The sequence below is a fragment of the Deinococcota bacterium genome (assembly GCA_030858465.1).
Taxonomy (GTDB): domain Bacteria; phylum Deinococcota; class Deinococci; order Deinococcales; family Trueperaceae; genus JALZLY01.
On the sequence record JALZLY010000344.1, the window covers coordinates 1 to 12,358 of the forward strand.

Here is a 12,358-nt window from a genome sequence, read left to right on the forward strand (position 1 = left end):
CTGGCGACAACGTGGAGTTGGACGTGGAGCTGATCAAGCCCATCGCCATGGAAGAGGGGCTGCGCTTCGCCATTCGTGAGGGTGGCCGCACCGTGGGAGCAGGCGTCGTCAGCGCCGTGACCAAGTAAGGACTGGACGAGGTAAGAACTGGACGAGGTAAGAACTGGATGAGATAAGGGCTGAATGTCGAGACTGAGTTCGACAAGTTTTAGCTCGCTCCTCTCATCCCAGCCTTGTTCTAACCAGTCTTCTAAGAGGATAAGAGGAGAAAAAAATGGCCAGCGACGTCAGAATCAAACTCCAGCTCGAGTGCAGCGAGTGCAAGCGGCGCAACTACACCACCCATAAAAACCGCCGCAATACCACCGCCAAGCTCGAGTTCCGCAAGTACTGTCCCTGGGACCGCAAGCACACCGCGCACCGCGAAGTGAAGGTCTAGCGTGAACAAGATCGTCACCTATCTGAGGAACTCGAGGGCCGAGCTCAAGCGGGTGACCTGGCCGACTCGTACCGAAGTCATCGAGTCCACCCAGGCGACCCTGATCTTCGTCTTCATCACCGCGATCTTTCTGCTCATTACGGACTCGACCCTGGGTTTCGTTATCAGCCGACTCATCCCCTAAGCCGAGCCCACCCAGACGAGGACCTTTTATGAGTATTGAGTGGTACGCCGTACACACCTATGTAGGCCACGAGGAGAAGGTGCGCGAGAACGTGATGCAGCGCGCCCGCTCGCTCGGCATGGCCGACAAGGTGTACCAGGTCATCGTCCCCACCGAAGAGACCGTCGAGCACCGCGAGGGCAACAAGAAAGAGGTGGTGCGACGCAAGATCTTCCCAGGCTACGTCTTCGTGCAGATGGACCTGGGCGAAAATCTCGACGAGCCCAACGAGGCCTGGGAGGTCGTTCGCAACACCCCGGGCGTCACCGGCTTCGTCGGCACGGCGACGCGGGCGGTGCCGCTGAGTCGCGAAGAGGAGGCACGCATGCTCGGCACGATGGGCATCACCGGCACCAAGGAACGGCCCAAGGTCAAGATCAGCTTTGGCGTCGGCGATATGGTGCAGGTCACGGCCGGCCCCTTCGCGGACTTCACCGGCGTGGTCTCGAACCTGGACCCCGAAAAGGGCAAGGTCAAGGTGCTCGTGTCGATCTTTGGCCGCGAGACCCCCGTCGAGCTCGATTTTTCGCAAGTCGTCAGAAATTAGGGTTAGGGATCAGGGCCAGAAAAGCCTGCTCCCGAATCCCGACCCCCGCTCTCAAGCGTTAGGACCCCATGCGGCCGGCTGCCGCTAGGGGGAGCTTAAGGAGGAAGCCGAATGAAAAAAGTCGTCGGTATCGTCAAGCTCCAGCTCACGGCTGGAAGCGCCACCCCCGCGCCGCCCGTCGGGCCCGCCTTGGGTCAGCACGGCGCGAACATCATGGAGTTCGTCAAGGCCTATAACGCCGCCACGGCGTCGCAGGCGGGGGCGACCATCCCCGTCGAAATCACCATCTTCTCGGACCGCTCGTTCACCTTCGTCACCAAGACGCCCCCGGCGAGCTTTCTGATCCGCAAGGCGGCGGGTCTGCAAAAGGGTTCGGGCGAGCCCAACAAGGCCAAGGTCGCCACGCTCTCCTGGGAGCAGTGCTTGGAGATCGGCCGCAGCAAGAGGGCCGACCTGAACGCGGGCAGCGACGTGGCCGCGGCCAAGATCATCGCCGGCACCGCCCGCTCGATGGGCGTCAGCGTCGAGGGAGCTCCCAATGCCTAAGCACGGCAAGCGTTACCGTTCTTTGGAGAGCAAGATCGACCGCAGCAAGGTCTACAGCCCCGACGAGGCCGCCGCGCTGGTCAAGGAACTGGCCACCGCCAAGTTCGACGAGACCGTCGAGGTCCACCTGCGTCTCGGCATCGATCCCCGCAAGTCCGACCAGAACGTCCGCGGCACCGTCGCCCTGCCGCACGGCACCGGCCGCACGGTGCGCGTCCTGGCGTTCACCAAGGGCGACAAGGTCGCCGAGGCCGAACGGGCCGGCGCCGATTTCGTAGGCGCTGACGACATGGTCGCTCGAGTTGCCGAAGGCTGGCTGGATTTTGACGCCGTGGTGGCGACGCCCGACATGATGGGCGCGGTCGGCAGCAAGCTGGGCCGCGTGCTGGGCCCCCGCGGCCTCCTGCCCAACCCCAAGTCGGGCACGGTGGGCTTCAATATCGCTGACATCATAGCGGCCCTCAAAGCTGGTCAGATCGAGTTCCGCAATGACAAGACGGGCGTCGTGCACGCCCCCATCGGCAAGGCCAGCTTTGAGACGGGCAAGCTCGCCGAGAACCTTTCCGCGCTCAAGTCGGCGGTCGAGGCGGCCAAGCCCGACACCGCCAGAGGCACCTTCATCCGCACCGTCTACCTCTCCTCGACCATGGGGCCGAGCGTGCAGGTTCTAAATTGAAAATTGAAGGTTTAAGATTGAAAATTAAATTTTCAATTTTCAATTTTGAATCTTAAATTGCCCTTCTAAGCACCCCGGTGCATAGCACCACTGGCGTTGGAGACAGCAGGGGCTTGCCAAGCTTAAAGATCCTGCCGAGGCGTAGGTAAAAGGGCGCAGTCGCCCTGACCTAAGGTAAAAGGGCGCAGTCGCCCTGACCTAAAAGTGAAGGGTCTTATGACCTGAGCTATGCTTCGCGGTTGAACCTGGGGTGGGAACACCCCCTAGACGAAAAGAAAGGTTTTCATGGCCAATCCAAGAAACGCCAAGTCGGCCGAGGAACTTCGCGGCCTCCTGGCAGAGTCGAAGACATTTTTCTTGGTGAACTACCAGGGCCTTTCCGCTGGAGAGCTCACCGACCTTCGTCAGAAGGTCCGTGACGCGGGCGGCCGCATGCTGGTGGCCAAGAACACCCTGATCAACCTGATCGTTCAGGAGCAGGGTGTGGTGGGCTTAGAAACCACGCTGACTGGTCCGACGGCGCTCGTGCTCGTGGGCGACGATCCCGTCGCTCCAGCCAAAGTCCTCACCGACTTTGCCAAGGCCCACGCTCGTGATCTGCCGGAAGCCAAGGGCGGCCTCATGGAGGGCGCCGTGGTGGACGCGACCGCGCTGTCGCGCATCGCCAAGCTGCCGCCACGCGAGGGGTTGCAGAGCGAACTGGTCGGCCTGATGCTGGCCCCCTTGCAGCAACTGGTGGGCACGCTTTCCGGCGCTCCGCGGAATCTGGTATCGGTACTTCATAACTACAGTGAAAAGCTTAAGGAGGCTTGAACATGGCATTTGATAAAGACGCAATGATCGAACAGCTGAGCAACCTGACGGTCCTCGAGCTCGTGGACTTAGTCGAAGCACTCAAGGAAAAGTGGGGCGTCGAAGCCGCCGCCGCCATGCCCGCGGGCATGATGATGGCCGCCGGCGCTGGCGCCGCGCCCGCCGAGGCGGCCGAGGAGCAGACCGAGTTCACCGTGTCTATCAAGACCGCCGGTGACAAGAAGCTCAACGTCATCAAGGAGGTCCGCGCCATCACCAGCCTCGGCCTCAAGGAAGCCAAGGACCTCGTCGAGGCCGGCGGCGTCGTCAAGGAGGGCATCGGCAAGGACGAAGCCAACGAGATCAAGGGCAAACTCGAAGCGGCAGGAGCAACCGTCGAAGTCAAGTAGTGCTCACCGGGGTGCAACGGGTCGGGGTAGGCTTGTAAGCTGGCTTACCCAGGCCCGCCCATCTTGCTCGTATAGTTATTCTTTGAGTCTGATGTGGACGCGTTCTTGTCAGGCTGTCGGCTTAGGGAGATCCCGCTTGAGAAGGCGCAACTCGGGAAGGCACAACTCAGGAAGGCACAGTGTGCAAATCGGGAAGGCACAACAGTACGGTGTGCAAAATACGGTGTACAAAAGTATGGTGTGAAGAGGTTTCGACCGAGGCAATACGTGGGAGAAGTCGGGACGCGGGTGAGGTCAGGTCGGAGGGCAAGGAACGCGTGAAGTCGAAGGCCTATTCAACATAAGCTATTTTGCTCGTCAGGGGCGTTTTAGGAACGCGCCCGCTCAAGTGCGCCTACTGTAGCCTACTGGTAATTACGGTTCAAAAGCAGGAGTGCGGTTGAAGAGCGACACAGGTAATCCATAGACGCTTTGCTGGGCGGCGCTCGAGCGGCGCTTGTCTTCTGTTGCCCTGTAACCTCGCTCAAGCCGACGTTTATCTTTTTCAGCCTAGCGAGCACGCGCAGGACATAAGCAAACACGCACCAGAATACGCACCAGAAGGGGTGAAGATGCGAGAAATTCGGAAGTTTGGCAGCATCAAAGAGATCATCGACCTGCCCAATCTCACTGATATCCAGATTAAGTCGTACGACAAATTTTTGCAACGGGGTACCGCGTCGCAGGCGCGCGACAGCAGCGGCTTGCAGAGCGCCTTCAAGGAAGTGTTCCCCATCGACGAGACCGAGCGCGGCCGTCAGACGGGGCTGGTACTCGACTTTCTCGAGTATCACCTGGCCAAGCCCGAATTCGACGCCGAGGAGTGCCGCGAGAAGGATCTTACCTTTCACTCGAGCCTCTTTGCCAAGCTGCAACTCGTCCACAAGGACACCGGCCTGATCAAGGAGGACCAGGTCTTTTTAGGTGACGTGCCGCTCATGACCGAGGACGGCTCCTTTGTGATCAACGGCGCCGACCGGGTCATCGTCTCGCAGATCCACCGCTCGCCCGGCGTCTACTTTATCGGCGCGCCGCGCGGCATGGAGCGGGTCTACATGGCGAGCATCATCCCCATGCCCAAGCGCGGACCCTGGATCGAGCTCGAGTTCGACAACAGTGACGTCTTGTGGATGAAGGTCAACAAGAAGAAGTTCCCTGCGACCTTGATGCTGCGCGTCCTGGGCATGGGCGACGAGGAGATCCGCGGTCTCTTCAAAGGTCATGAGGCGATGCTCGAGCCCACCTTCGCCGAGGATTCCACCTCGGGCGCTACCCCGGAGGAGGCGCTGCTTCGGCTCTTCACCGTGCTCCGCCCCGGCGACCCGCCCAAGGTCGACAAGGCGACGACCTATCTCTTCAGCCTGCTCGCCGACCCGCGCCGCTACGACCTCGGCGAGGCGGGGCGCTACAAGCTGAACCGCAAGCTGGACTTGGGCAACACCGACAACACCCTCTTGGGCTTTGCGGACGGGCGCTTTCTCGACCGCGGCCTCATCCCCACCATGCAGTACCTCATCAAGCTGCAAGCGGGTGAGGACGGTCCCTTCGAGGACGACATCGACCACCTCGGCAACCGCCGCATCCGCACCGTCGGCGAACTCTTAGCCGACCAGATCCGCGTCGGCTTGGGGCGCATGGCCCGGGGCGTGCGCGAGCGCATGCTGCTCGGCAACCCCGACGCCGCCACCCCGCAAAAGCTTGTCAACAACCGTCCCATCGTGGCGGCCCTGCGCGAGTTCTTCGGCCGCAGCCAGCTCAGCCAGTTCAAGGATCAGGTGAACCCGCTTTCCGAACTGCGCCACAAGCGCCGCATCTCGGCCCTGGGGCCGGGCGGCCTGACCCGCGAGCGCGCCGGCTTCGACGTGCGCGACGTGCATCGCACCCACTACGGCCGCATCTGTCCGATCGAGACGCCCGAAGGCGCCAACATCGGCCTGATCACCTCGCTGTCGTCCTACGCCCGCGTCAACGAGCTCGGCTTCATCGAGTCGCCCTATCGCCGCGTCGAGAAGAGTCGCGTGACCGACGAGGTCGTCTACATGACCGCCGACGAAGAGGACAAGTACATCATCGCCCAAGCCAACACCGTCCTGGATGACGACAACCGCTTCGTGAGCGCCACCATCGTGGCGCGCGAAAAGGGCGATCCCATCTTCGCCGACCCCGCGCAAGTCGACTTCATGGACGTGTCGCCCAAGCAGATCATCTCGGTGCCGACGTCCTTGATTCCCTTTCTCGAGCACGACGACGCCAACCGCGCGCTGATGGGCTCGAACATGCAGTCGCAGGCGGTGCCGCTCGTCAAGGCCCAGGCGCCCTTCGTGGGTACCGGCGTCGAAGAGCGCATCTCTCGCGACTCGGGCACGGTGATGCTGGCGCAGGCTTCCGGCACGGTCTCCTATGTCGACGCCAAACGCGTCGTCATCACCGCCGCCAAGGGCGTCGACAAGGAGCACCTGCTTACCCGCTTCATGCGCTCGAACCAGAACACCAACTTGGACCAGCACCCGCTCGTCTCGGTCGGCGACGAGGTCACCGAGGGGCAGGTCATCGCCGACGGCCCTGCCTCGGAAAACGGCCGCCTGGCCTTGGGCAAGAACATCCTCATCGCCATCATGCCCTTCGACGGCTACAACTTCGAGGACGCCATCGTCATCTCCGAGGACCTGGTGCGCAGCGACGCCTATACCAGCGTTCACATCGAGAAGTACGAGAAGGACGCTCGCGACACCAAACTGGGTCCCGAGAAGATCACCCGCGACATCCCCGGTCTCTCCGAGGCGGCGCTCCGCGACCTCGATGAGGACGGCGTGGTGCGCATAGGCGCGGAGGTCAAGCAGGGCGACATCTTAGTCGGCCACACCTCGTTCAAGGGTGAGACCGAGCCGACCCCCGAGGAGCGCCTCCTGCGCTCGATCTTCGGCGAGAAAGCCAGGGAAGTAAAAGATACCTCCTTGCGCGTGCCCTCGGGCGAGGGCGGGGTGGTGTTGCGGACCGTGCGCTTCAGGCGCGGTGAAGGCGGGGTGGAGCTGAAGCCCGGCGTCCAGGAGACGGTCCGCGTCTACTTGGCGCAAAAGCGCCGGCTCATCGAAGGCGACAAGATGGCCAACCGCCATGGCAACAAGGGTGTCGTCGCCAAGATCCTGCCGCCCGAGGACATGCCTCACCTGGCCGACGGCACGGCCGTCGACCTCGTCTTCAACCCACTCGGGGTGCCGTCGCGGATGAACCTGGGGCAGATCTTGGAGACCCACCTGGGTCTGGCCGCCTACAAGCAGGGCGTCTCCTACGTGACGCCGGTCTTCGACGGCGCCAAAGAGGACGAGATCAAGGAAATCTTGGAGGGGGTCGCCACCGGGGAGATCCGCCGCGACAAGGAGGCCGGCTACAGCCTCGACAAGCGCGAGAAGGACGTTCTTCGCCGCGCCGGCAAGCTGGGCGTGGTGGACCCCGACTTAGGGGTCGAGGACGCCCAGCGCCAGCTTGCCCGCTCGGGCAAGGCGGTGCTCTATGACGGCCGCAGCGGCGAGGCTATCGACGCGCCCATCGTGGTCGGGGTGATGTACGTGATGAGGCTTCACCACATGGTCGAGGACAAGATGCACGCCCGCTCGACCGGCCCCTACTCGCTCATCACCCAGCAGCCCCTGGGCGGCAAGGCGCAGTTCGGCGGCCAGCGTTTGGGCGAGATGGAGTGCTGGGCCTTGCAGGCGCACGGCGCGGCCCACACCCTGCAGGAGATGCTCACCATCAAAAGCGATGACATCGACGGCCGCAACGCCGCCTACGAAGCCATCGTCAAGGGCAACGACGTCTTGGAGCCCACCATTCCCGAGTCCTTCAAGGTGCTCGTCAAGGAACTCCACTCCTTGTGCCTCGACGTGCAGCTTCTGGACAAGCTGGACAAGCCGGTAGGCATCTTCGACGAGTCCGGAAGAGGAAGAGTATAGGGGCGGTAGGGCTGCAAGGTCTTGCAGCAAGGTCTTGCAGCCCGGCATAGCAGGAATATAAGCTCGTCACCCCTCTGCGGGACGAAGGGAAGTAAATGAGAGACTTCGATAAAGTTCAGATCAAGATCGCCTCCCCCGAGCAGATTCGCGGCTGGAGCTACGGCGAGGTCACCAAGCCCGAGACCATCAACTACCGGACCCTCAAGGCCGAGCGCGACGGCCTCTTCGACGAGCGCATCTTTGGACCGGAAAAGGACTTCGAGTGCGCCTGCGGCAAGTACAAGCGTCAGCGCTACGAGGGCAAGACCTGCGAGCGCTGCGGCGTCGAGGTCACCAAGTCCACGGTGCGCCGCTACCGCATGGGCCACATCGAATTAGCCACCGCCTGCGCGCACATCTGGTACGTCAAGGACATCCCCAGCAAGATCGGCGCGCTCTTAAACCTCTCGACCAGCCAGCTCGAGCAGGTCCTCTACTTCGCCAAGTACATCGTCACCGACCCCTTGGGCGCCCTGCGCGAAGGCCGCCCGCTGCGCCGCGGCGACCTGCTCAGTGACGAGGAGTACCGCCAGCTCAGGTTCGGTCACCAGGAGACCTATTCGGTGCCCTTGGGTGAGGACGCCGTGATCTCGGACGGCGAGTACGTCGAGCAGGGCCAGAGTCTTGCCAAGGGCGTCAAGGCCAAGATCTCGGGCCTGGCCCAGTACCGCTTCCCGCGCAAGATCGTCTTCGACTACGAGGAGGAGCGCGAGGCCGTTCTGACCTTGCCCTCCAAGGCCTTTATCGAGGAGGACCGCTACAGCGGCGGCCAGCCCTTAGCCGATCTGAGCGGTGAGCTCAGCCTGCAAAACAGCGCCGAGGGCGTCGTCGAGCTGATGCCCATCGGCGCCGACGGCGGCCTGTTGATGCTGCGCGACCCCGACAGCGACGAGGTCGCCGCCACCTACTTCATCCCCGCCGGCATGAGGATCGAAGTGGGCGCGGGCGAATTCGTCGAGGCGGGCACCACCTTGGCGACCGGCACGGGCCAGCTCAGCGTGCCGCGCGAGGCCAAGGTCGGCGCGGTCAAGAGCCGCAAGCGCGGCCCCGAGCTCGAGCTCACCCTGACCGTGGTCTGGGCGCGCCGCGAGGAGCACGACATCAACCCCACCATGCACGTGCTCGTCGGCGACGGCGCCCGCGTCGAGGCCGGCGACAAGGTGGTGGGCGCCATCGACACCGCCCAGGAGATCGTCGCCGAGGCCGCGGGCACGCTTCACTTGGCCGAGCCCGCCAGCCTGATCGTCTCCAAGGCCAAGATCTACACCTATAGCGACGAGCCCATCGTCGTCAACGGCGACCGCGTCCTTCCCGGCGACGACCTCGCCGACGACGGCCGGGTCAAGGCCGACATCTCGGGCCGCGTCGAGATCGACCTGGTGCGCCGTCAGGTGCGGTTGATCGAGTCTTACGACTTCGTCGCCAAGATGGGCGCCGAGGCCATCCGCGAACTCCTGGAGGACATCGACCTCAAAAAGCTCGAGGCCGAGCTCGTCGACGAGATGGACTCGCCCAGCCGCCACAAGCGCGCTAGGGCGCGCAAGCGCTTGGAGGTCGCCCGCAACTTCATCGCCTCGGGCAACAACCCCGCCTGGATGATCATGGACGCTATGCCCATCATGCCGCCGGCCCTGCGGCCGATGGTCCAGGTCGAGGGTGGGCGCTTTGCCACCAGCGACCTAAACGACCTCTACCGCCGTCTCATCAACCGCAACAACCGCCTCAAGAAGCTCATGCAGCAGGGCGCGCCCGAGATGATCGTGCGCAACGAGAAGCGCATGCTGCAAGAGGCCGTCGACGCGCTTATCGACAACGGCCGCCGCGGCTCGGCGGTCGTCCACCCCGGCAGCGACCGGCCGCTGCGCTCGCTTACCGATCTCCTGGGCGGCAAGCAGGGCCGCTTCCGCCAGAACCTCTTGGGCAAGCGCGTCGACTACTCCGGCAGGAGCGTCATCGTCGTCGGCCCGCAGCTCAGGCTGCACCAGTGCGGCGTGCCCAAGCGCATGGCCTTAGAGCTCTTCAAGCCCTTTCTCTTCAAGGTTTTAGAAGAGCGCGGCATCGTCTCGAACATCAAGAGCGCTCGCAAGCTCTTGGAGCGCTACCGTGACACCCGCGACGACATCTGGGACGCCTTGGAAGAGGTTATCCAGGACCGCGTGGTGCTCTTAAACCGTGCCCCGACCCTGCACAGGCTCGGCATCCAGGCCTTCGAGCCGGTCCTGGTCGAGGGCCAGGCCATCCAGCTTCACCCCTTGGTCTGCGAGGCCTTCAATGCCGACTTCGACGGTGACCAGATGGCTATTCACGTGCCCTTGTCGGTCTACGCCCAGGCCGAGGCGCGCCTCCAGATGCTCTCCAGCAACAACCTGCTCTCGCCCGCCCACGGCAACCCCAACGTGCAGGCCAGCCGCGACATCATCTTGGGTCTCTTCGTGCTGACCCAGGTCCATACCGGCCGCAAGGGACACGGTCAGTCGTTCGACAGCCCTCAAGAGGCGCTTGCGGCCTTTGAACGGGGCGAGGTCAGCCTGAACGCGGGCATCACCGTGGCGGCTGGCGAAGGCAACCCCCGGGAAACCTCGGCCGGCCGGCTCAAGTGGCGCTTCTCGAGCATCGACGAGGCCCTCCTGGCCGTCGAGCGCCGCGACATCGACATGCAGGACGTGGTGACGGTGAGCATCGACGGCAAGCTCATCGAGACCAGCCCCGGCCGCATGTTCTTTGCCAGATTCGTGCGGGAGACGCTCGAAGAGGACGGCGGCACGGTACCCGAGTCGATGATCCGCTACGACATCCCCTACGAGAAGAACGCCCTGCGCGACCTCGTCCTGGACTCCTTCAAGCTGCTCGGCATCGAGCGTTCGGCCAAGCTTTTGGACGCGCTCAAGGACTACGGCTTCCAGCTCTCGACCACCACCGGCATCACCATCGGCATCGACGACGTGGCGATTCCGGAGCGCAAGCACGAGCTCATCACCCAGGCGGAGGCGAAGCTCGGCAAGATCAACGCCGCCTTTGAGCGCGGCCTGGTCACCGAGGGCGAACGCTACGGGCAGGTGGTCAGGCTCTGGAACGACACCACCGAGAGCGTCAAGCAGGCGGTGTTCGACAACTTCAAGGAGAACATGCCGTTTAACCCGCTCTACGTCATGGCCCAGTCGGGCGCGCGCGGCAACCCCCAGCAGATCCGCCAGCTCGCCGGCATGCGCGGGCTGATGGCCAAGCCCTCGGGCGACACCATCGAGCTGCCCATTCGCGCCAACTTCCGCGAGGGTCTGGACGTCTTGGAGTACTTCATCTCGACCCACGGCGCCAGGAAGGGCGGCGCGGACACGGCGCTCAGGACCGCCGACTCCGGCTACCTGACCCGCAAGCTCGTCGACGTGGCCCATGAGATCGTGGTGCGCGAGGAGGACTGCGGCACGGCCGACTTTTTGGAGGTGCCCTGCTACGGGTCCGACGGGCGTCTGCGCAGCCGCAGCCAGCTCGAGATGAGCCTCTACGGCCGCTACCTGGCTCTCGATTTCACGGTCGGCGACCTCGGCTTCGAGCAGGGCAAGGCGCTCATGACCGAGGACATCGCCGAGATTCATAAGCGCCTCGGCGACAACCCCGAGGTGAGGATCGTCGAGGTGCGCAGCCCGCTCGTTTGCCAGACCCGCGCCGGCGTCTGCCGCAAGTGCTACGGCTTGGACCTCTCGCTCATGCGCCCGGTGTCTTTGGGTGAAGCGGTCGGCGTCATCGCCGCCGAGTCGATCGGCGAGCCGGGCACGCAGCTGACCATGCGCACCTTCCACACCGGCGGCATCGCCACGGGCGGCGACATCACCCAGGGTCTGCCGCGCGTCATCGAGCTCGTCGAGGCGCGCAAGCCCAAGCTCCGCGCGGTCATCTCCGACTTGGACGGCGTCGTCTCCGTCGACGAGGACGACGAGCGCTACCGCGTCACCGTTGCAAGCGAGAGCGGCGACTTCAACAAGCTCTACAAGGTCGACAAGACCATGCGCCTCGTCGTCAGGGACGGCGACAAGGTCGAAGCCGGCGACCTGCTCACCAGGGGCGCCGTGAACCCCCACGACCTGCTCGAGTCGCGCGGCCCCGACGCGGTGCAGCGCTACCTCGTCGACGAGATCCAGCGCGTCTACCGCGGCCAGGGGGTATCGGTGCACGACAAGCACATGGAAGTGATCGTGCGCCAGATGCTCAAGTTCGTCGAGGTCATCGAGTCCGGTGATTCGACGCTGCTGGAGGGCCAGGTGGTCGAGAAGTTCGACATCGAGGAGACCAACAACCGCCTCCTCGATGCGGGCAAGGCCCCGGCGAGCTGGAAGCCGATTCTCCTCGGCATCACCAAGGCCTCGCTCTCGACGAAGTCCTGGCTGTCGGCGGCCTCGTTCCAGCACACCACCCACGTGCTCACCGAAGCGGCCGTGAGCGGCAAGGCGGACGACCTCGTCGGCCTCAAGGAGAACGTCATCCTGGGCCGGCTGATTCCCGCCGGTACCGGCCTCGGCTCGGTGCGCTACACCCAAGTCGCGGATGAAAAGATGCTCGAGCGCCGCCGCGAAGCCCCCGCTCGCGTGCCCGTGGCAGCGAGAGCGCCCGCCGAAGAGGGCGAACGGGAAAGGCGCGCCGAAGCGCAGTCCTGACCCTCATGCCAGCGCGGAGGCCGGAGCATTGCTCCGGCCTCTTTTTTA

At 63.8% G+C, this 12,358-nt stretch carries 10 protein-coding genes; all 10 read left to right on the forward strand.

Annotated features, from left to right (window positions below; translation table 11 throughout):
* Window positions 1-128 (forward strand): elongation factor Tu (gene tuf, locus M3498_16785; protein ID MDQ3460926.1); only part of this gene is annotated, 128 nt, incomplete at its 5' end.
* Between the two features lie 146 nt (window positions 129-274).
* Window positions 275-439 carry a 50S ribosomal protein L33 gene (gene rpmG / locus M3498_16790; GenBank protein MDQ3460927.1) on the forward strand — a complete coding sequence of 55 codons (165 nt, stop codon included), beginning with the start codon at window positions 275-277 and terminating at the stop codon, window positions 437-439.
* Window position 440: 1 nt separating this feature from the next.
* The gene (secE, locus tag M3498_16795; protein MDQ3460928.1) at window positions 441-623 is read left to right on the forward strand and encodes a preprotein translocase subunit SecE; all 183 of its coding nucleotides are present in this window, start codon (window positions 441-443) and stop codon (window positions 621-623) included.
* A gap of 28 nt (window positions 624-651) precedes the next feature.
* Window positions 652-1,209, forward strand: a complete 558-nt coding sequence (gene nusG / locus M3498_16800) for a transcription termination/antitermination protein NusG (protein MDQ3460929.1) — start codon at window positions 652-654, stop codon at window positions 1,207-1,209.
* Window positions 1,210-1,320: 111 nt separating this feature from the next.
* Window positions 1,321-1,755 carry a 50S ribosomal protein L11 gene (rplK, locus tag M3498_16805; protein MDQ3460930.1) on the forward strand — a complete coding sequence of 145 codons (435 nt, stop codon included), beginning with the start codon at window positions 1,321-1,323 and terminating at the stop codon, window positions 1,753-1,755.
* Window positions 1,748-2,431, forward strand: a complete 684-nt coding sequence (gene rplA, locus M3498_16810) for a 50S ribosomal protein L1 (GenBank protein MDQ3460931.1) — start codon at window positions 1,748-1,750, stop codon at window positions 2,429-2,431. Before rplK ends, rplA begins: the two co-directional genes overlap by 8 nt.
* A 285-nt stretch (window positions 2,432-2,716) precedes the next feature.
* Complete coding sequence (gene rplJ / locus M3498_16815; GenBank protein ID MDQ3460932.1) at window positions 2,717-3,244, forward strand: 50S ribosomal protein L10; 528 nt, start codon at window positions 2,717-2,719, stop codon at window positions 3,242-3,244.
* Between the two features lie 2 nt (window positions 3,245-3,246).
* Complete coding sequence (rplL, locus tag M3498_16820; protein MDQ3460933.1) at window positions 3,247-3,633, forward strand: 50S ribosomal protein L7/L12; 387 nt, start codon at window positions 3,247-3,249, stop codon at window positions 3,631-3,633.
* Between the two features lie 611 nt (window positions 3,634-4,244).
* Entirely contained in the window at window positions 4,245-7,622 is a 3,378-nt protein-coding gene (locus M3498_16825; protein MDQ3460934.1) for a DNA-directed RNA polymerase subunit beta, read from the forward strand.
* Window positions 7,623-7,717: 95 nt separating this feature from the next.
* Entirely contained in the window at window positions 7,718-12,310 is a 4,593-nt protein-coding gene (locus tag M3498_16830) for a DNA-directed RNA polymerase subunit beta' (GenBank protein ID MDQ3460935.1), read from the forward strand.
* The last annotated feature ends 48 nt before the right edge of the window (window positions 12,311-12,358 follow it).